Raw genomic sequence first — 25432 nt, 5'->3', positions numbered from 1 at the left:
TAGTCCAAGCGTTTTTTCTATTCCATATCCTTTTCAAAATTACACCTATTACTCAACCAATGGGCTATCAAATAGATAATAAAATAAAACGGAACAGAATAAAGATATCTCCATGTTAATGGTTCATAAATACCAATCCATTTAAAAAAGGGTTCTCCAACGAAGGAAGTTAGTACGGCAAACAAAAAGGCTTTATAGACTGGTCTCATCAGCGGTTTCACTTGGATTAAGAACATGACAGACACAGGCATCAACGCTAAGTCATAAGGTAAATAGGCTGGAATTAATGGGATTATCGGATATAGGTAATTCCATGCTTTAAGCTGCATTCCAATAGCATCCAATGAAAGTGAAATGACCATGATGAAAAAGCCTGCAAATAATAATCGATTAGAACTGTTCTTTTTTCGAAAAATCCACCAGCTCCCCCAACATAGGATAACCAGTCCTAAACCAAGCCACCAACGCCATGAAAAAAGAATTTCCTCCATCCATATATCATTTCTGATTTTAAAACCTTGATGGATTAGCTCCATACCCTTATTCATTTCGTCATAAACTTTATTTTTCATAAAATCACCTAAATGTAAAATAAAGTCTATTTTTTACTTTTTAACAATAATTATACATAAATAAAAAAGCCCTCTATTTGAGGACTCTTATTTTGTCTTTTGAAATTTTGTCATATTGGCATTTTTATTTACTTTTTGCAAACCAAATAAACGGCAAATACCAGAAGCCAATCACTCCAGCACTTTTCCATGAACACATCCCCTTAAAACACATCTATCTGTTATCCCTTCTATCCGGTTTGGGTTTTACTACCCTATCTTTGTTCCTGCCTTTAGGTAATACATCTAGAAGTACTTTCCTTTGCTTTTCAATAGACAACTCTAATCAATGAAACAATCGTCATTAAAATAAATCACTTCAGTCAGAATTTTATAACCTTGAATCCCAGCTAAAACTTCTCTTGCTTCTTTTTCAGTATTAAACTCAAACATTTTAATGTTATTCTGTGAATGGACAGTAATAACCCACATAAAAAATTTCCTCCAATTAATTTTTAATTTCTAATAACTAAACAATGCAAGTTCTATGCCAATCTTTACTTTTTATAAAATTCTAAATTTATAAAGTATAAAAACAATGATTTGCCAATTTTTTTTGCGTTTATATAGATAAAAAGTTCATTTAGCGCATAATAATTTGGCAGAAGAAAATATTGCCTTCTTTGGATTAAATTTAGATAGTAGGAGATTATTTGACAAACCTCCGGTTCATTGAAATTAAGTAATTCTTATAATGGTTTCAAATCAATAAAAACAACAAAACACGCTGAAAAAAGAAACTCAGCGTGTTTTTAATAGCCATTTTTAATTAATCGCAGTTGTAAAGAATTTTTTAAACCGTAAACTAGCAATCACTAAACCTATTAATCCAAATGCTAAAAGGATCAGGACGGTTATCCAAATATCCCCCAAATGTGCACCGCGAATCATGACGTTTTGCATGCCCTGCTGTGCCCAATACTGAGGAGTGAATTTGCCGACAATCTGTGCAAATCTTGGCAGGAAATCATAGGGAAACCATAAACCTCCAACAACAGCACCGCCCATCGTAATGATTTGCACGAACGCAACGCCTTGATTTTCACTGCGAACAAATACAGACAATAGTAAACCTAAGCCGGTTGCGCATATCGCCAAACTTATAACAATTAAGATAATTGAAAGCAGGTCTCCAATATGCAAGCCATATACCACTTTTCCAAACACTAATAATACAGTGGATTGAGTTAAAACGACCAATATATTAGGCACCCACATTCCTATTAAATAATGGTAGGATTTCATCGGTGTACTCCTTAGACGCGAAAGCATCCCTGATTCTTTGTCTTTAATGAAATTTCGAACAATTGTGATCATGATAAAAAATACAAACATGACCGTATATCCTGGGACAACTTGCGTAATCATATTTAATTTAGCGGCATTTTCTTTGATTTCTTTCACTTTGACTGGCGGTGTCAAAGTGATTTTTGCCTGATCAGTGTTTTGCCCTAAGGTTTGAAGCGTTTGTGAGAGTTTCGCTTCTCTAAACGATGTTGTCATATTCTCGAGTACCGCTTTAATCGGTGCAACGGCTGAATCTGCTGTTGCATCTCGGAATAACTGGATTTCTGCAGGTCTATTTGCCTTTAAATTTCTCTCGTAACCTTCTGGAATAACCAAAAGTGATGTGGACCGCCCCTCTTTTATTTCTTTAATTTGTTCTTTTAATGAGAGAGAAGAATCCTTTTTTAATTCAAAACCGGGAATTTGCCTTAATTGCTTTAAAAACATTTGAGACATCTCGGAGTGGTCTTGGTCATAAAAGGAAATGGTGATTTTATCTGAGGTGTTTCCAAAAATCGATGAAAAAATGACTATAAAAAAGATGGGAAGTAAAAACAGCCAAAAAAAGGTCCCTTTTTCCTTTAGGACTACTTGAATTTCTTTACGAATAATGCTTTTGATCATTGGCAAGTTCTCCTTTTCTTCGTTAATCTCGGAGGGTCGTTCCTGTTAAGGATAAGAAAACACTTTCGAGTGAAGGTTTCATCATTTCTAATGCCTTTACCTTGGTTCCTGTCTCCGTAACAGCTTGAATGGTATGTTCCATTGAAGGTAAAACCTCATCCGTTTCAAGCAGCCAGCCCTTCTTATGTTCGCTAACCTTATTGATACCTGGGATTACAGGCGGATGTGACTGATTTTCTAACTCAAGGTAAATCGCTTTTGTTGCATATAAGCGTAGTAAGTCATCCAGATTCCCTTGGACAATGACCTTACCATGATCAATAATGGCAATATCATCGCAAAGTGACTCCACTTCTTCCATATAGTGAGTGGAATAAATAATCGTAACACCCTCGGAACGAAGATTCTTTATAATTTCAAAAATATGATTGCGCGATTGCGGGTCAATCCCGACCGTTGGTTCATCAAGAATAATCAATTTTGGTTTGTGGAGCATTGCGGCGGCAATATTAATCCTTCGTTTCATCCCTCCTGAATACGTATGAATAGGGTCATTTACCCTTTCACTTAACCCCACCTGCTCTAACACTTCCTTAATTCTTTCCTTAAGCAGCCTTCCCTTTACCCCATACATTTCTCCAAAAAAGATAAGATTGTTATAAGCCGAAATTTTATCGTATAAGGTAATTTCTTGGGGAACATAGCCGATAAGCCGACGAATTTGATCAGCGGATTTGCGGATATCCTGTCCAAAAACATCTACCTCTCCTGAATCCGCATCAATAATTCCGGTAATAATTTTCATCGTTGTTGATTTTCCTGCCCCATTTGGACCAAGCAACCCAAAACAGCTGCCTTCCTTTACTTGAAAAGAAACATTATCAAGGGCTGTTTTTGCTCCATATCTTTTTGCCAGGTTATTTACTGTGAGAGATCTCTCCATTTCTATCCTCCAAAAAAATCCATTTTTTACAACCCTTATATTATACTTTTCTATGAAAATTGAAATACCTAATTTGGTAAAAGAAAAAATTTAATCATTTTCTAATAATTTAGGGAATCTTAAGAAATAATTAATACTTATCATTTATAATTAGCAAGAACAAAATTTTGAGGTGGTGTTAACCATTAAACAGATCAATAAAACGGGGCTATTGGCACGTTATATTTCTAATCCAAAAGAACGAAGAATTGTTTTAATTTCCTTCATACTATCAGCGATATTCATCATTATTGGAGTTTTGTATGTTGCCCTTTCTTATCAAACCTTAATGATGGAGGAAACACGTCAATATAAGGAGAGTTTTAAACAATTAGGCTCGATTTCACGAATTGGTTTCTTTGCAGTGATTGCCATTTATCCTGTCTTTTTATTATTAAAATGGAAAAAAATAAAGGGAATTCGCCTTGGAGATATTCAATTAAAAACGGTCTTACAGTTTCTTGCTAAATGGGTACGGAAGTGGCATGTACCGGTTGCCTTGATCTCTACAGCAATAGTCCTCCTGCACGGGTACTTGGCCATCATCAGAGGGTTTAAACTGGATTTTACCTATATTAGCGGAATAGTTACGACCATTATTTTGTTTTTCCTGATGGTTATGGGATTAAAACGGTATAAACGAATCGACAAGCAGTGGCATTTGAAGCTGGGTATAGGATTTTTTATATTATTTATGATTCACGCTACCTTTGCTTAATATACTGTACAATCTAAGATAAAAAGTTATAATGAGGATAGAAGTAATTAACCATCTTCGCAAGGAGTGTTACCATGTTTTCAAATATTGGAGTACCAGGATTAATCTTAATCTTAGTTGTTGCATTAGTCATTTTTGGACCAAATAAGCTCCCTGAAATTGGACGTGCTTTTGGGAAGTCGATTCGCGAATTTAAGAGAGCAACCGAAGGAATTGCCGACGATTTAAAGGAAGAATTTAAAGAGGATATTAAAGAAGCCAAACAAATTGATTTGAAAAAATAAAAGGCAAAATGCAAGATGATTGATCATCTTGCATTTTTTTGTTGGTTTTAATACTCGTCCAGATTTCCAAAGGAGCCGAAGAACTCGTAGTGGATCTGTTCTTCAGGGACATTCCATTGTTTTAACGATTGATTGACAACTTTCATAAATGGCGAAGGGCCGCAAAAGTAAAAATCTGCGTCATTGGAAGGTAAAATACTTTGCAGCCATTCAAGTGTAAAAAAGCCTTCCTTATCGTAATTCTTCATTTCATGATCGGTTTCCGTTGGTTTTTCATATATGACGAAGGATTTCACGTTTTTATGTTCCGCGGCAAGGCCGTTGACATGATCCTTAAAAGCATGCATATTGCTGTTAATCGCCGCATGAATATAATAAACTGTTCGATTCGGATTTTCGTTCACGGTTGTATTCAACATACACATCATTGGTGTTAAACCAACTCCGCCGCCGATTAAGACTAATGGCAGGCTGGAATCCATATTTAAGTAAAAATCACCAGCAGGTGCGGAAATCGGGATAATATCGCCTTCGTTGACATGATTGTGTAAATAGTTGGAGACAACTCCATCAGGAATTCCTTCTTTTCTTGAGTCCTCACGCTTTACACTTATTCGGTAATAATCCAAACCAGGTCTGTCCGATAAACTATATTGTCTTAAATTTGTGTATTGTTCTCCGCTCATTTTATCCATTTTCACAGTAAGGTATTGACCGGGAATAAATTTAGCGATTTGTTCGCCATCTTTCGGTTTCAGATAGAACGAAGTAATTACCTCACTTTCTTTCACCTTTTTGTCGACGACGAAATCACGGAAACCTGCCCAGCCCCCCGGCTGCGATTCGGTTGTTCTATACATCTTATCTTCCATTCGAATGAACACATCCGCAATAACCCCATAGGCATCCGCCCATGCATTCATGATATCATCTGTAGCTGCATCGCCAAGGACTTCTTTGATGGCTCCCAATAAATTTTCACCAACAATCGGATAATGCTCTGGCTTAATTTGTAAGCTTCTATGCTTTTCGCCAATTCGCTCCAGGACCGGCATGATTTGACTGAAATCTTCGATGTTTGCGGCGGCACCATAAACAGCATCCGCCAATGCTTTTGGCTGATGACCTGTGATCTGATGTGCCATGTTAAAGATATTTTTCAGCTCAGGGTGCTGTTTAAACATTCGCTTGTAAAATTGCTTTGTAATCGCCTCACCATGTTCTTTTACAACCGGTAAGGTCGCTTTAATAATTTCTAATTTTTTAGGATCTAGTGATTTTACTGTATTGATAACTTCTTTCCATGATTGTTTTGCTTCCAATGTAGTGTTTAAACTCAAGATAAGTTCCCCCTTCATAGAAAGTATGTCCGGACTAAAAGAATGGCATTAGAGTAGGTTTTGCATGTTTAATTAAAGGCTTTGTTATACTAGGTTGTTGATTCCCATCCAATCAATGTTTTCTAATGATCAACATTCACATTTAACGTAGCTAAATAATAAAACATCCCCTAAGTAATATAGGGAATGTTTTGAGGGATCATCTTCTTGATTTATCTGCAAAGGTTTGGAATTGACCCATAAGCTTTTGCCGGGATTTTTTATTTCTAAGTAAATATGCAGCACCAAGTGCAACAGTAGTCATCATTAAATTTTTTCGATTCATTCTTATTCCTCCTCGTGATCTAGCCTTCAATTATATATCTTCCCTCTACTTTCTGTTTTTAAAAGTGGTAATCAAAATTTAACTGTTTCGTAAAACTATACATTTACGTTTTTGAAAAATTAATGTATTCTAAAAATATAAATAATTAAATTTTCAGTTTTTAATAGAAGGTGGAAATTATGTATTTTCACATTGTGGTTGCTGTGCTTTGCTGGGTGTTGGCTATTTCGATTCCTACACTGTCAGATAGGTATATAGTTGCCTTAATGGTCTTAGGTTTTATTGCTCTTCTTTTCTTTTTGAGAGAACTTCTAAGGCAGGTTAATGAAAATTTTCTTGTTCAAGTGGAAGAAGCAGAGAATTCAGACATTCATACTCTTTCTAGTTTTCAAGGAAGATTTTTGATGATCCGCGATGAGGAATCACCGTTTTCGGATGAATTTACCTATATTATTTTTCAAAGCGGATCTGTTGAAATCCCTTTGTTTTGCAGGAATCTTATGATCATTCAAAAGGCCGCACAGGCAACCAGCGAAATAATTGTCTACTATAAGGACAATGTCTTAGTGAATGTGGAAGAATTGGATGATTGAAAAAACAATCCTGCTTTTTTGAACCAAAAACGCTCATTCACAAAGAATGAGCGTTTCGCAAAAAACTATTTTGCCATTAAATCTTTTAACATTTGGTTATGTGCTTTGTATTGCTCCAATAGTTGATTTAGGTACTTTTTAGCCTCTTCGTTGTTTTTTTCTGCAACGGCTTCCTCTATTTCATGGTAAGTTTGCCAATGACTCATGTCCTTGCCGCCATGAACTTTTTTAAGGAATTCCTCTTTGGTTATCTTTCCTTCATCATACTGCTTGCGGAACTTCTCCATTTTTTCCATGCGCTCTTTTTTCCACTGCTCGCGCTTTGCTGCATTTTGCGGGCTTAACCATATCATCATCAGAACCTTTTTCTCTGAGAACATTTTCGTCCATGCCTCTTTTTTCTCAGGGGTATATTGGTTCACCCAGCCTAAAATTTTCCCTTCTCGCGCAGCCATTTTTGCCTTCCAATCTCCATGCATAAAATGGTGACGATGATTATCTTTATCACAGCAATCTTCCTTATGAATATCATGACCTTCATGATCAACAGGAATATGTTTGTGTGCTGATGCTAGACCTGGTACGGCCAAAAACAACCCAAGAATCAATACAAAAAGTTTGTTCTTCATATAAATCTCCCTCCATTAGTAAAATCATCCATTTTTTAAATGGCACGAATTTATGATGCCCTTTCGCTTTAATAATATTCAATAAAAAAATCCCTCCATAAAGAAGGGATTTTAGAATGAAATTAGAATTCCTGCAAGTTCATCAAATCTCAGTTTACATCCATTCCATAAATTCAAGGCGGTTGCCAAACGGATCATGAACATGGATTCTGTTTGCACCTGGCAAATTATCATCTTCCGTAAACGGTACATTTTTATTTTTTAAATGTGCTTTTAAATCCTCGATATTTTCAATCACAAATGCAGGGTGGGCTTTTTTCGCTGGTATAAAGGGGTCTTCTACCCCAATATGAAGCTGGAAAGTGCCAAATTCAAACCAAACTCCGCCGCGTTTCTTTAATTCTTCCGGTTTTTCTACTTCGTTTAAACCAAGAATCCCATTAAAAAATTCTCGGGCATGATCCTCACACCCTTTTGGTGCTGCAAGCTGGACATGATCAATTTTTTTAAATGAAAAGGCCATTTTTATCCCTCCGAAACATATTATGGGTGCATAGCCTTATTTTACAAAATTTTTAAAATTCCATCAAATTTTATTCATAAAAAAGAGAGCTATCTCTTTTTAAAGAAAATAGCTCTCTTTTTGTTATTTACCTATAAACTCCTGTGTCCAATAATTACCCTTAGAGTTAAAACCAACCCCAATATTCGTATAGTTAGGGCTTAAAATATTTTTCCGGTGGCCTTCACTATTCATCCAAGCAGTGACAACTTCTTTTGCAGTAGGTTGTCCCATGGCAATATTTTCACCAGCTGATTTATAGGTTACACCAAAGTCCCGCATCATATCGAACGGTGAACCGTAGGTTGGACTTGTATGTGAAAAATAATGTTTTGCTTCCATATCATCTGATTTAGTCTGGGCAACTTTACTTAATAAAGAATCTGCTGAAAGTGCTGGAAGCCCATTTTTCTTTCTTTCCGCATTGGTTAAATCAATGACCTGTTGCGCCATATTGCTTATCCCAGCTGGTGCCTGAGTGGTTGGCTGCTGGGCTGGAGGTGTTGTAGTTTTTGGTGTAGTCTTATTTACAGTGCCCTGATTCCCTGTATTTGGATTCGTAACTACACCATTTTTACCTGTACTAGGTAAATTCGTTTTTGGATTTACTGCATTGGGATCAAAACTATAGTACCAAAAGTTTCCTTGTTGGACCCGCTTACTATGTGGAAACTGATGACTTGGCGTATCCGTACTAAAGGAATTCGGGTCGATGGTAATAAACCCATTTTTATTGGCATGAATCTCAGTTGTTGACATCATTTTCCCAAATTCGGTAACCCGATTGTCCCAGCCATTACCATTATTCCGATCATTCCAATCGTAGTCCCTGGTTGACACATTTGGATTGGTTAAATCCCCAGTTGAAACATTACGCGGGTTTAATACCCCCGGATGGTTCATTTCGTCATTTCGGTCATTCCATGTACGATTGTCGTTTAAAGGGTTATTTACTCTTGTTAAATCTTTGTTCAAAGCACTGCGATTATTTACATCATTTGTTGAGACATTTCGATTGTTAACACCTGTATTATCAACATCTGCCTTATTAGTGGAACAAGCTGCTAATGAAGCAATGGCTAATGAAGCAACAACTATTTTCGTTTTTTTAAAGCCCATCGTCACATACCCCCTTAGATTTTAGAAGATACGTTTATTATCTTTTCCACTAAGGATAAAAGTATCGATGGGAATTGCTATACTAATACACATCTTTTTTCATAAAAACAAAAAAAGATACAAAAATGGCTGCAACCCACCAAATGAGGAGGACAGCCAATGAAAAGGATAATGTCATCCCTTCAATCGGTGGAGCCATTCCCCTTAAATAGTCAGTTAACCGTAAATTGACCATAAAAAAATATTTTGCTGACTGCCAGGATGAGACCATGTTGTTTAAAATTGCACCTGAAATAAGAGCTGCAAGCATAATTCCCATCCCCGCTGCCGTACTGCGGATTAAAACGGACAACATAAAAGATAACGTTCCAACGACAATGGCTACAAACCAAACCAAGCCAAAATCCATTAATAAAAATTGCCAAAGCTTTAGTATTTTAACGGAGGAAGTGTTAAGCCCCGACTCACTTACATTAAATCCTGTTAAGATAGGAGTCCCCCATCCTTTGTAGCCAAAAACAAGACCGGATATTAAATAGGAAAAAATTCCGGTGATGGCAATAATTAATGAAACGGCGAGGCAAAGGGTAATATATTTACTCATTAGAATTTTCCATCGTTTCACAGGTCTAGTCAGAAGGAGCTTTATCGACCCGAGACTATGCTCAGATGAAACTAAATCACTGGCAATCACCATCACCATGAGCGGTATAAATAAGTCAATTGAGTTTTCTAAAAACATTCTAATAAAGGTTGGAGCACCCGGTGCAGATGGATTAATATCATGATCCAAATAATATTGTTCCTGCTGCAGGGTTATTTGCAGTTGTTTTTTCCACTCTTCTGAAATTCGACTGCTGCTTAATCGATTCGTCGTATCGACAATTTGCTGCTGCAAAATAGTCCGCCAATCACTTGTGCCCAATTTTTCTCTTTGAGTTTGGACTTGTTTAAACTGCGCGTATGTAAATAAAATAACGAGGACACCTATTATTAAAGCAATGACCACAATCCGCTTTTTAGCGATTAATTTCATCATTTCATTTTGAATCAATTTATTCAATCGAATCACCTCCGGTTAATTCGAGGAATAAGTCTTCAAGTACAGGCATTCTTCGGCTCATTTCTGTAATAAACACCCCTGCTTCCACCAATTTTCGGTTCCACACCGGTGTCAACTGATCATCGAATTCCGTTAAAATAGCACCGTCCTCTGTTTCTTCAATGGTTGTTAGTGAACTTAAGATCTCTTTTCCTTTTTCAAATGGATAAATACGCCATTCCATTCTTTCACGATTCGCTAACAAATCCTGAACTGTATCAATCTTAATAATGGAACCTTTTGAAATGATTGCTACACGGTCGCATAATTGCTGAATTTCACTTAACAAATGGCTTGATACAAGGACTGTAAGGCCTTCATCAACTGCTAAAAATCGTATAAATTCACGCATTTCCCGAATTCCCGCAGGATCTAAGCCATTTGTTGGTTCATCCAGGATTAGCACTTTCGGCTTTCCTAAAAGGGCTTGAGCAATTCCGAGACGCTGCCTCATTCCAAGCGAATAGGTCTTCACCTTATCATAAATTCGATCGGTTAAGCCAACAAGCTTGCTCACCTCTTTAATCCTTTCCTCACCAATCCCTTCAAGCATTCTCGAAAAATGAAGCAGATTATCATATCCTGATAAATAGGGATATAATTCAGGATTTTCCACGATACAGCCAAGGTTACCCATCGCTTCTTGAAAGGAATTTTCTATATTATAACCGCAAATTTTTATAGAACCTGAAGTTGGCTTAATTAAACCCACCAGCATGCGTATTGTGGTTGTTTTTCCTGCACCATTTGGACCTAAGAATCCAAATACTTCACCTTCTTTTAACTCGAAGGACAAGCCTTTGATAATTTCTCTCTTACCGATTACTTTTTTTAGATTCTGTACAGATAATGTGATATTCCCCATCATGACACTCCTTACCAGGTGAGCAAGGCCGCAACGCGTTCAGCAATTAAACGGTACCCCTTCGTATTTGGATGAAACTTATCTGAATACAGATAATCATTCACTTTTAATTCAAATAAATCAAACGTTGGCACAAAAATAATTTTTGGATAGGCAGCACTGATTTCTGCACTGTCATAATTCCAGTGACGAATCACTTTTGACATTTCTTTTCCTTGATCAAATTCGATGAAGGGATTATATAAACCAATGAAAAATACATTAGCAGTACTGTTCACTTTGCGGATCTGCCCAAAGATGTATTTTAAATTATTGAGGTACTTTTTCTCTATGGTTGCAAGACTGCCGGCTTGAAAGTCCATTATTCCTTGTCCGCCGCGGAATAAATCGTTGCCGCCTATTGTCAACAAGATGATGTCTGCTTTTTGAATTTGCCGCTGCACCTCTGTTTGCTTTACTTGTTTTCTTAGCCCGTCGGATTGCTGTCCATTTATTCCGAGGTTGGTAAGCTGTACAGGCCGCTTGGTTTTCCCCTTTATTTCATCTAGCAAATCACCAACATAGCCTTTTCCCGTTTCATCCCCGGTTCCTCTTGTGAGCGAGTCACCAAGCGCAACTATGGTTAAACCTTTTGAATTTTTAGCTTTTTTCGCAACCGTTGCAATCGGAACTTTTTCCGGTTTACCGGCATAATACTCCCCAACAGACCAGCCAAGACCGACCAGCCAGAGAAGGCAAAACAAGATCGAAATAAGGGTAATCGAACGGATTATATTTTTATTCAAACCTATCATCCCTTCTGGCAATTTCTACCTTCATTTAATCATAAATTGTTAGAGAATCAAACTTTTTGATTCTGTTAAAAGACTGAATCACATTACAGTGAGTCAATCCTTTTTAAACCCGAATCCGGGACCTCTTTTTCGAAGAATCGATGGTTGTGAGCAATCGGAAAATTTCTAATAGCATGGTTGTCAAACCAAGCCAGACCCCGCCAAATACATAGCCTGCAGCAATCTGACTTGGGTCTTGGACATGAAAGTAAATCCGGCTAATCCCCATGAACAATAGTAATACAATCCATAGAACAACAAGTATTGTATGGACCAGAAGGTATTTACTATGCCGCAGCATGATAAAAAAGAAAAAGCCGTAAATCACAAAGGCCATTAGAGATTGTTCACTCGGAAAACTATACGGAAACCGTTCCAGCAAGGAGGGTTCGTCCGGTGACAACCGGTGGAAAACATTCCGAAGGATTTCTTCGTATATTTCCCCGCCGGCAACGGCAATGAACAGAAAATAAAGTTCAATCAGCTTATTCTTCCCTTTCCAAATAATCCAGAGAAGTGTATAAAAGATGATGCTAACTAACATCGTTGCCGTTCCAAGCTTCAAAAAGAAATGCATTAATAGATCAAAGTGATTTTTAAAAATGTATGAAATTAACATATTGATGACAGTATCTAATTCATTGATGTCGTTCTCAAGATAGTTTTGAATCAGGTTAATCATTAAAATAATGAAACCTAAGGTTACAAGGGAAATTCCGGCAAGGAATAGCTCAGTCCTCCTCCGTGTATGAAAGATTTCAAGCGCTCTCTTTCCGATGAATACCAGGGTAAGGATAATTTCCTTCTGAAATTTTTTAAAAAGATAGAAGAGGACTAATAGACCCGCAATAATAATACTTCCAATAATTAAATATTTTTTGATAATTTCATGAAAAATTTCCCATTTAGGTCCTAGCATTTTTCCTAACAAAATAAAGGTAGAAACCCAAATGAGGGAACCAATCGCTGAAAAGGTTGAAAAAATGATGAAGGGCAGCCGGGTAATTCCCGAAAAGTAACCGGTAATATGTCTGACCCCCGGAATAAATAAGGCTACAATCAGCAGCTTATTACCGTACTTTTTAAACCAATTCGAGGTTGAATTCAACCGCTCCGGTCCTAAGTGAATTTTTGAGCCGTATTTTTCAAAAAACGGCATTCCTAATTTCGCCCCAATCCAATAAGCAATCATCATCCCTAATAAACATCCAACAGAGGCACAGAGCACACTTGCTAACCAGTTCAACTGGCCTTGATAGGCCAAAAATCCTGCGTATCCCATAAGGGCCTCAATTGGTATGGGCAGTGCCATGATTCCCAAAACTAATGAAAGAAAGAGAACCAAGTAGCCGTAATCGTTCATAAAACTGGTTAAATACTGCAATTTGTGCCCTCCTCTCTTATGTTATAATGGTATTTTATCCATACATCTACAATATAGTAATCGTTACCCAGAAATTTAATAGAAAAAACCGACTTCCGTGTTAGGAAATCGGTTTGCCTTTTTGATTATACTAAGCTTCCTTTTGGTCCAAAGAATTCAAAATGGATATTTTCTTCGGCTACTCCAAGATCTTTTAGGGAGCGGTAGACGGACTGCATAAACGGAACTGGTCCACAGAAATAGAATTCGGCATCCTTGTAGGTGACATTTTCTTCAATCCAATCACGGGTTACATAGCCTTCCACATCAAAACTATTATTTTGGCGGTCCTCTTCTGTTGGTGAATCATAGAAGAAGAAGGAATTCACTTGCTCAAGCGCTGTAAGTGCTTCAACTTCGTTTCTTAAAGCATGGACATTTCCGTTGGCAGCTGCATGAATAAAGGTAACCTTACGTTCTGGCTGCATTTCTACAACCGTTTTTAACATACTTAACATTGGCGTGATTCCCACACCGCCGCTTAATAAGGCAATTGGTGTATTTTTCGTCGTGTCTAAAACAAAGTCGCCTGCAGGTGCACTCACTTTAAGTACATCTCCCTCTTTGACTTCGTCATGAAGATAATTAGAAACCCTCCCATCTGGATTAGCAGTACCAGCTTCGCGTTTAACGCTGATCCGGTAATATTCTTTTCCAGGTGCATCTGAAAGGCTGTATTGACGAATATGGGTAAACTTTTCTCCTTCAATTTCAAGTTTAATGCTAATATATTGACCTGGGATAAAGTGGGCAATTTCTTTTTGATCCTCCGGTACTAGATAGAAAGAGGTAATGACATCACTTTCTTCTACTTTGCGGTTAATAATGAAATTACGGAAGCCATCCCAGCCGCCTTTTTGGTTAGTTGCTTCATCATACATTTCTGCTTCAACACTGATAAAAGCATCAGCGATGATACCATATGCTTTTGCCCACGCATCAATAATTTCGTCCGTCGCTGCATCGCCTAATACATCTTTAATCGCTAATAATAAATGTTTTCCTACAATCGGATAATGCTCTGGTTTGATACCAAGGCTGCGGTGCTTATGTGCGATTTGTTGTACAACCGGTAAAATCGCTTCTAGGTTATCAATATACATCGCTGCAGCATAGACTGCACCGGCAAGTGCTCTTTGCTGTCTGCCTTGTTTTTGGTTTGCATGATTGAAAATATTTAAGAGTTCAGGATGATTTCCAAACATTAATTGGTAAAAACGAGTCGTAATTTGCTCTCCATGTTTTTCTAAAACGGGTACAGTGGATTTCACAAGGTCAATTGTTTTTTGGTCTAACATTTTCATACACTCCTCACGTTTTTAACGGTTATCTCTAATCCCAATGTGATTATATGAAATAATTCATTTGAATAATGTGATTTAAATCACACATAAAAAAATAAATCGAGGTCCGAAAATTAAAATTAATACTTTTATGTTCCCAAAGTTGGTATTTTTATGTAATATTTAAGGAAAAAGGTCTTGTGCATTTACCAAATAATAGTTGAAATGGAATAAAAAACATGAATAAAAAACTTTTAATTTTTTTAGTATTTATTTTTGTCACTGGTGTTATTTATTTAGCAATTTTACAACTTAAGATAACTCAATCCAGTCATACGATCGTTCCTAAGAATGCAGATTATGTGATTGTTCTAGGGGCAAGAGTGAAAGGAACTGTTCCTTCCCTCGCGTTAAAATATCGAATTGAGGCTGCAGCCAACTATTTAATAAAAAACAAAGACACGATCGTTATTGCCTCTGGTGGATTAGGTCCAGGGGAAAAAATATCTGAAGCCAAAGCGATAAAAAAAGGATTAATGCAAAGGGGAATTAAGGAAACACGAATAATTTTAGAAAATCATTCGACAACAACATATGAAAAAATTCAGTTTTCGAAAAGGCTAATTCCTTCAAGTGCCAATACCGGTATTCTCGTGACCAATACTTTCCATGTTTACCGTTCACTTGGTATGGCCCGTGATCAGAAGCTAAATGTTTATGGTCTGGCAGCCAAAACACCTGCATCTGCTGTTTTGAAATCTTATACGAGAGAGTATTTAGCAATTACGAAATATTATTTGGAGAAGTATATTTTTTGATGGAAAAGAGCACCTGCTGTTTGCAGATGCTTCTTTTTCTTTATCTTATTTTTGAGAAAACGCAAGTGTCTCTTAGTTCTTTCCCATCACCGGATAAGGCGTCATTTTTTAAAATACCTTCTAAAGTAAAACCTAATTTTTCAGGGATTGCCCGGCTTTTTGTGTTCTTGGTGTCACAGCGGATTTCTATCCGTTTTGCCTTTAGCTTAGTAAATGCAAATTCGGTAATTCCTTGCACTGCTTCCGTTATATAACCCCTTCGACTGTATCGGGTATCAATCCAATAACCAATTTCAAATTTGGGTACGGTCCAATTGATTCTATGTAATCCGGATGACCCGATAAATTCACCTGTTTCTTTATCGAAAATATGAAGCCTTAAATCCTCGCGGGTTAAGAATTTGGCATGTGCATCACGGATATTGACTTCAACATCTTCTTCGGTTTGATTTTTGTGTGCCCATGGCATCCATGGCTTTAGTTCATTAATTGATGCCTGTGTTGCTGCGTAAACGAGTTTTCCATCTCCAGGGAGCGGCATTCTGATTCGTAATCTTTCTGTGCAAATTTGTTCTGGAAAATCTAGTAGGATTGGTTTCATTTTTGATGTCCCCTTTCAATGGTAATTAATTCGGTGAAGGGAGGGGGAAATCCTTTTTAATTACTTGGTTTATAATAGACTCTTCCCTTGTTTTTCCCGGTATAAGATAAATTCATTGACTTTAGAATATGGTTTGCAATACTTATGGAATCGATATGTAAAAAGTTTCGAAGTTCTGAGTTCGTGGTGGAAGGTATAATGAGAAGAAAATAGTCTTAGAGAGCTTGGATATGAGCATCTTTTGACCGAGTTCCACATTTTGGACAGTACCAGGTTCCGTAGCGATATTCCATACCGATAAAATTACAGTCTGTAATGGGACAATGTGCACTAGTTTGAATATCTTCTATAGAAAGATCAAAGTATGCAAGAATATCGCGATCTTCTGGTATATGATTAGCTAGTAATAGGCGTGTATTTCCCAGTTATCCTTTTATATTTTCCACTTTCCTGAGTTATTTGCCACCTGCGAGAGTATATTTTCCACATCGGCTTTTTTGTTTGCCACTCCACTTCACTCCATCCCTCCCCTATTACACAAAAAAAGACCCTCCCAAATATAATGGAAGAGTCTTAAAAATTAATAAGCTTTTGCCCAATACACCATCTTTTCTGCTTTACCGCCGCAGCATACGCATGTATCGGATAATTGCTCTTGTTCGAAAGGCATACATCTAGATGTTGCACTTGTTTCTTCTTTAATTTTTTCCTCACACGCTACATCACCACACCACATGGACTTAATAAATCCGCCTTTTGTTTCTAGCGTCGTCTTGAATTCATCGAAATTCAACGCAACAGACGTCCTTTCTTCACGGTGGGTCAATGCTTTGTTATATAAATTCGTTTGAATATCATCGAGCAATTCAACAAGCTTGGTTTCTAATTGGTCCATTGGGACAACAACTTTTTCTAAAGTATCGCGTCTAACCAGTACCACTTGCTTGTTTTCGATATCTTTTGGTCCAACTTCTAATCGTACTGGTATACCCTTCATTTCGTATTCATTAAACTTCCAGCCTGGCTTCTTGTCACTGGCATCAATTCCAACGCGGGCAACTTTAGACAGCGACTCCTTCAAATCATAGGCAAAATCAAGGACGCCTTCCTTATGCTGAGCAATTGGCACAATCATCACTTGAGTCGGTGCTGCTTTTGGCGGAATCACTAGACCGCGGTCATCACCGTGAACCATGATTAAAGCACCAATAATACGAGTCGTGAATCCCCATGAAGTTTGGTGAACATGCTGAAGCTTACCTTCTTGGTCGGTATATTGAATACCGAAAGCTTCCGCGAATCCTGTTCCTAAGTGGTGGGAAGTACCTGATTGTAAGGCTTTACCGTCATGCATTAAGCTTTCAATGGTATAGGTAAATTTCGCACCGGCAAACTTTTCTTTTTCCGTCTTTTGACCTTTTACAACCGGAATCGCCAAAATATTTTCACAAATATCGGCATACACATTTAGCATTCTAGTTGTTTCTTCATGTGCATCCTCATCAGTCGCATGACATGTGTGGCCTTCCTGCCATAAAAACTCTAATGTACGCAAGAATGGGCGGGTAGTTTTTTCCCAACGTACAACGTTTGCCCATTGGTTATATAGTTTTGGCAAATCACGATAAGAATGGATAATATTTTTATAATGTTCGCAAAAAAGAACTTCTGAAGTTGGACGAACAACTAATCGCTCTGTTAATTCTTCAGAACCGCCATGTGTGACAACAGCCACTTCCGGAGCAAATCCTTCCACATGGTCCTTCTCCCTTTGTAGCAGACTTTCAGGAATAAACAGCGGCATATACACATTTTCATGTCCTGTTTCTTTGATTCTGTGATCAAGCTCATTTTTAATATTATCCCATAAAGCATATCCATACGGACGAATAATCATCGACCCGCGTACGCTGGAATAATCAATTAAGTCCGCTTTTGTGACAACATCGGTATACCATTGGGCGAAATCCTCGTCCATGGCTGTAATGTCTTTTACAAATTCTTTTGCCATTTTGACACCTCATTAAATTTTTAAATATAAAAAGGCCTAGAATCCCCAAAAAAGGGACCAAGGCCTTGGCGGTACCACCCTAAATTCATAAAGCACATGCTTTATACACTCATCATGATAACGGAATTAATCCGCGTGTATCTTCAAAAAGGATCCGATACAGAACTCAGAGGCAGGTTCAAATGACCATCTTAAGAAACCTTCCACCAAATGGTTTCCTCTCTAGATAAGACAACTTCATTTTACTAGTCCCCGTCAATGTTTCAATTAGTATTTTTGAAAAAATTATATATTTCTCGACACAAATTGTCAAATCCTATTTTGGAATATATTTCTGAAGGGATTTCCCAGCCTGATAAAATCGGTTAAAATGTCAATAAAAGGAGTGGATTTCCATGAAACAGGAGCAAGAGGATTTAGATAAGGAAGAGGAAGAAAAAAAATTCCTTCTTGACTATATAAAAATGCAAAATGAGGCATTAAAGCGGATTTTTAAAAATACATTCGATAAAGAAAAAGATAAATGATCAGCCTCCAGACGTGCCTATGCGTCTTTTTTATTGTCCTTCAGTTTTCATCAAACGTTCAAAAAATCCCTATAAAAAAGAAATTCCATTTCAATTATTCCCTTTATAATATACTTATCTTGTTTAATTTTTCATCCCATCTCAATATGAGGAGAATTACATATGAATATTTTATCCATAATCACCACTGCTGTTTTAAGCATCATGACTGTATATTGTCTTTATCTGGTTCACCGTGAGAAAAAGAAAATTACCTGCATGTCCGGCATGATGATTGCAATGGTCGTGGCGATGATGGCCGGACTCCTATCCGGATATTTAATTGGCCTCTATTCGGGTGATATGTTTCTTTCAAGTGGTGCTAGTATGATTATTGGTTTCTTTATTGGATTCCTAGCTGGACAGCCGATAGGGTTAATGGCAATTCTTGATGGAGCCCTTGCCGGATTAATGAGCGGCCTAATGGGGGCAATGCTCGGAGTGATGCTTCAGTTTGAAAATCCATTTATCATGCTTGCTATTTTGCTAGGATTATATATCATCATCATGGGTCTTGTTATTTTATTTGTATTGGTAGAAACAAACAAAAAGTTTTCGCTCGATACCCAGGCAATTTCTCCTTTTGCGATTGCTTCTGCCGGCGTGGTTACTGTTTCATTATTTTTATTTATGTATGGAAGTGACTATGTAAAATTACCAGGTGATGATGCATATGCTCAAAATAGCGCCTCAATTACGCAAGAGGAAATCGATGTATCCAATGAACAAACACCAAAGATTCAAATGAAGGTCACTGAACAGGGCTACTCTCCAAACGTCATCACTGTGAAAAAAGGAGTTCCCGTCGAGCTCATCGTTGATAATCCGTTAGAAAATAGCTGCTTATCCACTTTCACAATGCCTGAGTTTAATATAAACAATGTCAATTTAAAAGTTGGAACAACCAATCTCTCTTTTACACCGAACAAAACGGGTGAATACACCTTTAGCTGTGGAATGGGGATGTTTAAAGGGACCGTGATTGTAAAATGATTTTGGGCTTGGTCATGAAACCAAGCCTTTTTTCATATTTATTCTAGTATATGTTGTTTTCCTTTGGAGGTGGATTTGTGGTAAAAAATGAAAAGGAGATTTCCCCTGGCACACACAAAAACAAAAATGATGTGAAAGTGAATAATCAGTTCAGCTTAACGATTAACTTTGGAGATTCATTGAATTTATTAGCATTAATTACTGGAATTTTTGTGATTAGAAGAATTGGAAAAAGGAACAGAATGAAGAAAAAAGAACAAAAAGCTGCCGGCTGAATGGCAGCTTTTTTACCAATCTTACAGTACTTCGGAAGGGTCTTCGCTGCGATTTTTCCGTTTTCTTTCAGCACTAAGAACTTTAATGGATAAATAGATTCCAGTTCCTGTCAGGGCCATCAATGCTATTGCTACTAAGTCAATCAGCCATTTGATGTTTGTTGTACCAATTCTCCCTTCATGAAGTCCACGAATTATTCCCATCATTCCTTGAGATTCTCTTTTGAACATGCCGGGAGTAAAATTCCTATTCCCTCCGAATCCTCTCCTGCCTTGGAATTGGCCATTATTATTCATCCCTGGTTGTCCAGAAGCCTGACTTGATCCTTGTGAATTTGACCCTTGACTAAATTGTTGATTAAATTCTCCAGGCTGGAAATTTCCGCGAATTCCTTCACCTTGAGTTTGTCCAATTAACCATGGCTCGTTCATCAACAAACCAGTAAGTGATTCCATAAAAATAAAGATGGATGCAATCAAACCAATCCATAAATGTGCTCTTCTAGTTTTTTTCATCGCAAAAAATCTCCCTTCCCGGTTCAGTTGGATAAAAATATTATGAAGGGACTTCCTTAACTTTTTCTTAAGAAAAGGCTGTGTTTAACTTGTTTTTGATTTCCGCTCTAAGCAATGTCCTTTTAAAAATCAACAATGTACTATAACACAGCCAAGAAAAAAGAACCCAAATCAACTCTTCTGGGTTCTTGGAAAAATAATTTCGATCGTTGTTCCTTTTCCATCACTGCTTTGTATTTTTGTTTTACCATGGTGCTTTTCAATAATCCATTTTGCAATCGACAAGCCCAATCCCGTACCTTCCACGGATGTTCGCGCCTTATCACTTTGGTAAAAACGATCAAAGATTTTCGGGATATCTGCCTCCGGAATTCCAATTCCATTATCCTCTACCTTCAATATAATCGAAGAATAGCTTTGCCGGCAGGATAACCGAATTTTGCCGCCTTCGTTCGTATATTTCGTTGCGTTATCCACCAAAATTACAATCAACTGATGAATCCTTTCTTTATCCGCAAGAAATTGAACCGGTTCCTGAACATCTAAATGGATGGTCTTCCCTTGATACGAAACAAACTCTTCATAGTGCTGATAAATTTCCTTCAACAACTCGTCTAACCGAAAACTCTGCTTCTTCATCTCAATTTGATCTGAATCCGATCTAGCCAACATTAATAAATTGCCAACAAGCTTTGAAAGTCTCCTAGACTCCGTTGAAATCGTGGAAATGTCGAGAACTTTCTCCTGAATCGTTGCTTGAGGAGAGCGAAAAAGCAATTCTGTTTTTGCCTGGATAACCGCAAGAGGCGTTCTTAATTCATGTGAAGCGTCTGAGACAAATTCCTGTTGTTTTTGCCAGGCATTTTTTATCGGTACCAATGCTTTTCCCGCTAAGAAATAACCTATACCCACGGCACATATAACCCCAATTCCACAACCAATCATCATAATTAATAACAGGCGGTTTAATAATTCCTTTTCGGAATTGGTATTTCGAATCACTTGAACGGTTACTTTTCCTAAAAGCGGAACATCAATTTTTGTGGAAATATAGCGATAAGAAAAATTTTCAACATTCACATCTTGCAAAGAATCCAATTTCTTCGGTCGGATGCGTTTTTCATTATCTTTAAATAACACGGATTCCCGGTTTTGGTCAGTTATGAGATGATTGTTTTCATCCCATATTAATGTCATAATCCGCGGGTCTCGGTGCATAAATTTCGGCCCATTGTCATCATCAAGCCCTTGATCTTGATGATACTGTTCATTCTGAAAATGATTCACAGATTCCAACAGGGATCGATTCACATCCTGATATAATTTTTTCTCAGTATAAAAATAAATGATACTTCCAAGAATGCTAATTAAAATGATAAAGACTAAAGAATTTAACAGAGTAAGCCGTATATGTGTTTGCCGAAACATTCGCTGTCCCCTTTACTCCTCATTCAGCATATAGCCGACACCGCGGATAGTTTTGATATCTGAATGATAGCCGAATGGCTCCAGTTTTTTGCGGAGATGGTGCATAAACACTTCAACAATTGCAATCGTTGTGTCTGAATCAAAGCCCCACACCCGGTCATAAATTTGTTCTTTTGTTAAAATCGCCCCTTTATTCTGAATGAGGTATTCTAATAATTCATATTGCTTTGTTGTTAATTTAACTGGTTCCCTTTCAACCAGAATATCTCTTTCTTTTCCCAACAATTCAATACCGCGATATTTGATGGTTTGATCGGTAGTGAGACTGCCGCTTCGCCTTAATAAAGCACGAATTCGCGCTTTTAACTCAGCTGCCTGGAAGGGTTTTACTAAATAATCATCACCGCCGCTGTCCAACCCCTTTACGCGATCCTCTAACGAGTCCCTTGCAGTTAAAAAAAGAACCGGAGTCTTCAAACCTTCCTTGCGAATCAACTGGAGGACTTCGAATCCATCGATTTCGGGAATCATTACATCCAGAACAATGGCATCATGTATATTTTGCCTTGCTAAAAACAAGGCATCGTCTCCATTTGATGCCTGATCAACTTCAAATTCATCTGACAATAATTCAACAATGGACTCTAACAATGGCAGATTATCTTCAACAACTAATAAACGCATGATTTGCGCTCCTTTTAAAAAAAATAGTCTAGCTCCTATTATAAAGGAAACAAAGCGACCGCAATATACGATCGCTCTTTTTCCATCATTTATTCATAACGAAGAGCCTGTATCGGGCTTAATTTTGATGCCTTATTGGCTGGGAATACACCAAACACAACACCGACCAAAAGCGAGAATATAAAGGACAAAACAATCACCGATGTCGAATAGGCAATCGTTAAGTTCATCAATGAGGCAATGATCTTTCCGAATCCAATTCCAGCAAGAATGCCGATGATTCCCCCCATTGAACTTAAGACAACCGCTTCAATTAAAAATTGCAGTAGGACATCGCGCCGTTTGGCACCGATTGCTTTCCGGATACCGATTTCCTTTGTCCGTTCTGAAACAGAAACAAGCATGATATTCATGATTCCAATACCGCCTACTAACAAGGAAATGCTTGCAATTCCGCCAAGCATCATTGTCATCGTATTAGAGACTGAGCTTAATGTGTCCATGACATCTTGCTGATTGGTAACGCTGTAAGAATCACTTTTATTCGGGTACAAGCTTGCCATCTTTCGCTCCACTTCATTCATGACAAAATCCATCTGGTCTTGGCTTTTTCCTTGTAAATATACTTGGTTTATACTCGTACTTTTCACTAAGCGCTGACCGGTACTTAACGGAACAATAATGACATTATCTCCACTTTGACCTAAGGAACTTCCTTTTGATGCTAAAACTCCTACCACTTTAAAAGAAGTGCCATCCACTTGGATATATTGGCCGATTGGGTTGTCTACCCCAAAAAAGGTTGAAGCTGTTTCTGAACCTATGACAGCAATTTTCTGTCGATATTCAATATCCAAATCATTGATGAAGCGGCCTTGAGTCACCTTTGCATCCCGAACAGAGGAATAGGTAGCATTAGTGGCAGTTAAGCTAACTTGTGAATTGATCCGGTCCTTTTTCACATTAACACGTCCCGAAACAACCGGGGAAATGGCTTTAACTCCATTTAATTTGGTTAATTGATCAATTTTATCCTCTGTTAACGATAAATCTGTTCCAAATGTATTGATGGTCAACAAATTGGTCCCCAGCTGATTGATACTGCTTGTTACATTTTTCGCAGAACCCTGTGCAATCGAGACTAATATGATCACGGATGAAACACCGATGATAATCCCCAGCATTGTTAGAATAGAACGGAGTTTATTGCTTTTTATGCTGCGAAGCGCCATTTTAATAGATTGGTAAATGCTCAAAGGGGCTCACCTCCATTCTCAAAAAGCTGCCCGTCCTGGATGCTGACCATTCTTTTTGCCTGTTTGGCGACTGCAAGGTCGTGGGTAATTAATATTATCGTGTGACCAACTTCATTTAATTCCTTCATCACTGTAATAATTTCTTTACTTGTTTTACTATCCAATGCTCCTGTCGGCTCATCTGCCAGAAGGATGGAGGGAGCTCCGGCAAGGGCCCGGGCAATCGCCACCCTTTGCTGCTGGCCGCCTGATAGCTGTGATGGTAAATGTCCTGACCTTTCCAGCAATCCTACCTTCTTAAGACTATCCAATGCTTTATCCTTGCGCTCTTTTGCCGATACTCCGCGATAAAGCAGAGGCAATTCAACATTTTCAATTGCCGTTAATTTCGTTAAGAGGTTAAAATTTTGAAAAATAAATCCTATTTTTTCATTACGAATGATAGCAAGCTGGTTATCATTCATTTTGCCAATGTCTTTTCCATCCAGTAGATAGGTTCCAGATTCAGGTCTGTCGAGACAGCCAACCATATTCATTAACGTCGATTTTCCTGATCCAGACGGACCAATGATGGCTAAAAATTCTCCCTTATTAATTTCAAGGGAAACATCATTCAGGGCATGAACAGTTTCTCCGCCAAGCTTATAAGTTTTCATGAGATGACTGATTTGGATAATCGTTTTTTGCATTAATTACCAGTCCTTCCGCTAAATCCTTGTCCTCCGCCATTTCGGTTAAAACCGCCTCCGTTTCCAAAACCGCCTATACCGCCGCCAAAGCTGCCTTGCATCATACGGCGATTCATTCCGGTAGTGGAAGAAGAATTTTGCACAAGCTGCGGTAATTTAACAATTTCTCCTGCTGTTATACCTTTGGTAATTTCCACATAATCTTCATTGGCTAATCCCGTTTTTACTACTTTTTGCTGAGAAACAGCTGTATCAGTGTTTCCATTCTGTACTAATACATATTTTTGATTATTCATTGTATGGACAGCATCAATCGGAACATAAATGGCATCTTTCTTGCTTGCAGTTAGGATACTTGCTTCCGTACTCATACCTACTTTTAAATTACTTGGCTTCGTAATATGAATGGTTACATCAAACGCAGAAACACCATTTGTCGAAGTTCCTTCATCCGCAATGGAGCTTACTTTTCCAGTGTAGGTTTGATCCGGATATGCATTAACTTTGATGCTGACTTCTTGACCTTTCTTCACTTTCGGAATATCAAGTTCGTCAATTTGCACAACGGTTTGTAAATTTTTATAGTTTGTTAGATGAGCGACAACTTGTCCGTCCGTCACCCGCTGACCTGCCTGGACGGAAAGGGATGTGATTTCACCGGATGCAGGTGATGTAATGGGATCACTTCCGTCTGTGAAAGTAATCAATTCTTCCCCTTTTTTGACCGATTCACCAGTTGATACCAACACTTCATCGATTTCATTGTTGTTAATCGGAGAGTTAATATCCTCAGATGTTACCGGCTGGACTGTACCTGAACCGCTGATTTTCACTTCCATTTTACCTTTTTGAACAACAGCTGTCCGAACTTGAGTAGTTACTTCCTGCGCACTTGTTCTTGAGTTATACCACTGAAATCCTACGAAACCTACTACTAGAATACAAAGAACGATAATAATTCCTTTTTTCATACATACTTACTCCTTTTCTTATTGTCCAATAGGACACTGATAGT

29 protein-coding genes and 1 other annotated feature are annotated in these 25432 nt (G+C 37.8%); of the genes, 7 read left to right on the top strand and 22 right to left on the bottom strand.

From position 1 onward, the window contains the following. Nucleotides 1–17: 17 nt before the first annotated feature. The 4 genes from RCG21_RS13340 to RCG21_RS13325 all read right to left on the bottom strand — a co-directional run bounded on the left by RCG21_RS13340 (nucleotide 18) and on the right by RCG21_RS13325 (nucleotide 3465). Complete coding sequence (locus tag RCG21_RS13340; RefSeq protein ID WP_308913261.1) at nucleotides 18–572, bottom strand: CBO0543 family protein; 555 nt, start codon at nucleotides 570–572, stop codon at nucleotides 18–20. A 321-nt stretch (nucleotides 573–893) separates the two neighbouring features. Beyond that, nucleotides 894–1043, bottom strand: a complete 150-nt coding sequence (locus RCG21_RS13335) for a hypothetical protein (protein WP_165976200.1) — start codon at nucleotides 1041–1043, stop codon at nucleotides 894–896. Between the two features lie 333 nt (nucleotides 1044–1376). Further along, complete coding sequence (locus RCG21_RS13330) at nucleotides 1377–2522, bottom strand: ABC transporter permease (RefSeq protein WP_308913260.1); 1146 nt, start codon at nucleotides 2520–2522, stop codon at nucleotides 1377–1379. A gap of 22 nt (nucleotides 2523–2544) precedes the next feature. Next, a complete protein-coding gene (locus tag RCG21_RS13325) occupies nucleotides 2545–3465 on the bottom strand; it encodes an ABC transporter ATP-binding protein (RefSeq protein ID WP_308913259.1) in 921 nt (306 codons plus the stop codon). Between the two features lie 175 nt (nucleotides 3466–3640). On the opposite strand from RCG21_RS13325, the gene RCG21_RS13320 reads away from it, so the two are divergent. Then, nucleotides 3641–4222, top strand: a complete 582-nt coding sequence (locus tag RCG21_RS13320; protein WP_133333579.1) for a hypothetical protein — start codon at nucleotides 3641–3643, stop codon at nucleotides 4220–4222. Between the two features lie 74 nt (nucleotides 4223–4296). Further along, nucleotides 4297–4506, top strand: coding sequence for a twin-arginine translocase TatA/TatE family subunit (locus RCG21_RS13315; protein ID WP_133333580.1), 210 nt, complete (start codon nucleotides 4297–4299; stop codon nucleotides 4504–4506). 47 nt (nucleotides 4507–4553) lie between these two features. Here the strand turns inward: RCG21_RS13315 and hmpA (RCG21_RS13310) are convergent, their stop codons facing one another. Continuing rightward, nucleotides 4554–5798, bottom strand: a complete 1245-nt coding sequence (hmpA, locus tag RCG21_RS13310; RefSeq protein ID WP_235824755.1) for an NO-inducible flavohemoprotein — start codon at nucleotides 5796–5798, stop codon at nucleotides 4554–4556. Between the two features lie 247 nt (nucleotides 5799–6045). Continuing rightward, nucleotides 6046–6171 carry a hypothetical protein gene (locus RCG21_RS13305; RefSeq protein WP_268884038.1) on the bottom strand — a complete coding sequence of 42 codons (126 nt, stop codon included), beginning with the start codon at nucleotides 6169–6171 and terminating at the stop codon, nucleotides 6046–6048. Nucleotides 6172–6350: 179 nt separating this feature from the next. Between RCG21_RS13305 and RCG21_RS13300 the strand changes: the two genes are divergently transcribed. Then, the gene (locus RCG21_RS13300) at nucleotides 6351–6764 is read left to right on the top strand and encodes a hypothetical protein (RefSeq protein ID WP_133333582.1); all 414 of its coding nucleotides are present in this window, start codon (nucleotides 6351–6353) and stop codon (nucleotides 6762–6764) included. Nucleotides 6765–6829: 65 nt separating this feature from the next. Here RCG21_RS13300 and RCG21_RS13295 read toward each other — a convergent pair whose 3' ends face one another. The 8 genes from RCG21_RS13295 to hmpA (RCG21_RS13260) all read right to left on the bottom strand — a co-directional run bounded on the left by RCG21_RS13295 (nucleotide 6830) and on the right by hmpA (RCG21_RS13260) (nucleotide 14595). Continuing rightward, on the bottom strand, nucleotides 6830–7393 hold the full coding sequence (locus RCG21_RS13295; protein ID WP_308913257.1) for a type 2 periplasmic-binding domain-containing protein: 564 nt from the start codon (nucleotides 7391–7393) through the stop codon (nucleotides 6830–6832). A 154-nt stretch (nucleotides 7394–7547) separates the two neighbouring features. Next, on the bottom strand, nucleotides 7548–7916 hold the full coding sequence (locus RCG21_RS13290) for a VOC family protein (RefSeq protein WP_133333584.1): 369 nt from the start codon (nucleotides 7914–7916) through the stop codon (nucleotides 7548–7550). 123 nt (nucleotides 7917–8039) lie between these two features. Then, a complete protein-coding gene (locus RCG21_RS13285; RefSeq protein ID WP_235824741.1) occupies nucleotides 8040–9074 on the bottom strand; it encodes a CAP domain-containing protein in 1035 nt (344 codons plus the stop codon). An 82-nt stretch (nucleotides 9075–9156) separates the two neighbouring features. Beyond that, on the bottom strand, nucleotides 9157–10137 hold the full coding sequence (locus RCG21_RS13280; protein ID WP_133333585.1) for an ABC transporter permease: 981 nt from the start codon (nucleotides 10135–10137) through the stop codon (nucleotides 9157–9159). Next, on the bottom strand, nucleotides 10130–11044 hold the full coding sequence (locus RCG21_RS13275) for an ABC transporter ATP-binding protein (protein ID WP_208025329.1): 915 nt from the start codon (nucleotides 11042–11044) through the stop codon (nucleotides 10130–10132). Before RCG21_RS13275 ends, RCG21_RS13280 begins: the two co-directional genes overlap by 8 nt. An 8-nt stretch (nucleotides 11045–11052) precedes the next feature. Beyond that, the gene (locus RCG21_RS13270; protein WP_235824742.1) at nucleotides 11053–11826 is read right to left on the bottom strand and encodes an SGNH/GDSL hydrolase family protein; all 774 of its coding nucleotides are present in this window, start codon (nucleotides 11824–11826) and stop codon (nucleotides 11053–11055) included. A 112-nt stretch (nucleotides 11827–11938) separates the two neighbouring features. Next, a complete protein-coding gene (locus RCG21_RS13265) occupies nucleotides 11939–13258 on the bottom strand; it encodes a VTT domain-containing protein (protein WP_308913256.1) in 1320 nt (439 codons plus the stop codon). Nucleotides 13259–13383: 125 nt separating this feature from the next. Continuing rightward, the gene (hmpA, locus tag RCG21_RS13260) at nucleotides 13384–14595 is read right to left on the bottom strand and encodes an NO-inducible flavohemoprotein (RefSeq protein WP_308913255.1); all 1212 of its coding nucleotides are present in this window, start codon (nucleotides 14593–14595) and stop codon (nucleotides 13384–13386) included. 224 nt (nucleotides 14596–14819) lie between these two features. Between hmpA (RCG21_RS13260) and RCG21_RS13255 the strand changes: the two genes are divergently transcribed. Then, entirely contained in the window at nucleotides 14820–15398 is a 579-nt protein-coding gene (locus tag RCG21_RS13255) for a YdcF family protein (protein WP_133333589.1), read from the top strand. A gap of 40 nt (nucleotides 15399–15438) precedes the next feature. Here RCG21_RS13255 and RCG21_RS13250 read toward each other — a convergent pair whose 3' ends face one another. Both RCG21_RS13250 and proS read right to left on the bottom strand, forming a co-directional pair. Further along, nucleotides 15439–15999 (bottom strand): GNAT family N-acetyltransferase, encoded by a 561-nt coding sequence (locus tag RCG21_RS13250; RefSeq protein ID WP_308913254.1) that lies wholly within the window; start codon nucleotides 15997–15999, stop codon nucleotides 15439–15441. Between the two features lie 580 nt (nucleotides 16000–16579). Further along, nucleotides 16580–18010: a proline--tRNA ligase gene (gene proS, locus RCG21_RS13245; protein ID WP_133333591.1), complete on the bottom strand. Its 1431-nt coding sequence runs from the start codon at nucleotides 18008–18010 to the stop codon at nucleotides 16580–16582. Nucleotides 18011–18059: 49 nt separating this feature from the next. Then, nucleotides 18060–18278, bottom strand: a binding site (T-box leader). Between the two features lie 127 nt (nucleotides 18279–18405). Between proS and RCG21_RS13240 the strand changes: the two genes are divergently transcribed. From RCG21_RS13240 to RCG21_RS13230, 3 genes are all read left to right on the top strand, one after another. Then, nucleotides 18406–18537 (top strand): hypothetical protein, encoded by a 132-nt coding sequence (locus RCG21_RS13240; protein ID WP_268884039.1) that lies wholly within the window; start codon nucleotides 18406–18408, stop codon nucleotides 18535–18537. Between the two features lie 162 nt (nucleotides 18538–18699). Beyond that, the gene (locus tag RCG21_RS13235; protein WP_308913253.1) at nucleotides 18700–19569 is read left to right on the top strand and encodes a cupredoxin domain-containing protein; all 870 of its coding nucleotides are present in this window, start codon (nucleotides 18700–18702) and stop codon (nucleotides 19567–19569) included. 77 nt (nucleotides 19570–19646) lie between these two features. Further along, nucleotides 19647–19844 carry a hypothetical protein gene (locus RCG21_RS13230; protein ID WP_133333593.1) on the top strand — a complete coding sequence of 66 codons (198 nt, stop codon included), beginning with the start codon at nucleotides 19647–19649 and terminating at the stop codon, nucleotides 19842–19844. 21 nt (nucleotides 19845–19865) lie between these two features. Here RCG21_RS13230 and RCG21_RS13225 read toward each other — a convergent pair whose 3' ends face one another. The 6 genes from RCG21_RS13225 to RCG21_RS13200 all read right to left on the bottom strand — a co-directional run bounded on the left by RCG21_RS13225 (nucleotide 19866) and on the right by RCG21_RS13200 (nucleotide 25388). After that, complete coding sequence (locus RCG21_RS13225) at nucleotides 19866–20360, bottom strand: PepSY-associated TM helix domain-containing protein (protein ID WP_133333594.1); 495 nt, start codon at nucleotides 20358–20360, stop codon at nucleotides 19866–19868. 171 nt (nucleotides 20361–20531) lie between these two features. Further along, on the bottom strand, nucleotides 20532–21788 hold the full coding sequence (locus tag RCG21_RS13220) for a sensor histidine kinase (protein ID WP_133333595.1): 1257 nt from the start codon (nucleotides 21786–21788) through the stop codon (nucleotides 20532–20534). A gap of 12 nt (nucleotides 21789–21800) precedes the next feature. Beyond that, a complete protein-coding gene (locus tag RCG21_RS13215) occupies nucleotides 21801–22472 on the bottom strand; it encodes a response regulator transcription factor (protein ID WP_133333596.1) in 672 nt (223 codons plus the stop codon). Between the two features lie 89 nt (nucleotides 22473–22561). After that, nucleotides 22562–23728, bottom strand: coding sequence for an ABC transporter permease (locus RCG21_RS13210; RefSeq protein ID WP_133333597.1), 1167 nt, complete (start codon nucleotides 23726–23728; stop codon nucleotides 22562–22564). Then, complete coding sequence (locus RCG21_RS13205) at nucleotides 23725–24417, bottom strand: ABC transporter ATP-binding protein (RefSeq protein WP_133333598.1); 693 nt, start codon at nucleotides 24415–24417, stop codon at nucleotides 23725–23727. Before RCG21_RS13205 ends, RCG21_RS13210 begins: the two co-directional genes overlap by 4 nt. Next, nucleotides 24417–25388: an efflux RND transporter periplasmic adaptor subunit gene (locus tag RCG21_RS13200; RefSeq protein WP_133333599.1), complete on the bottom strand. Its 972-nt coding sequence runs from the start codon at nucleotides 25386–25388 to the stop codon at nucleotides 24417–24419. Before RCG21_RS13200 ends, RCG21_RS13205 begins: the two co-directional genes overlap by 1 nt. Nucleotides 25389–25432: the final 44 nt, after the last annotated feature.

Origin of the sequence: Bacillus salipaludis (assembly GCF_030938565.1) — a bacterium.
Taxonomy (GTDB): Bacteria; Bacillota; Bacilli; order Bacillales; family Cytobacillaceae; genus Neobacillus; species Neobacillus salipaludis_A.
The sequence above is the reverse complement of the archived record's forward strand: the minus strand, read 5'-3'. Positions and strand labels throughout refer to the sequence as shown.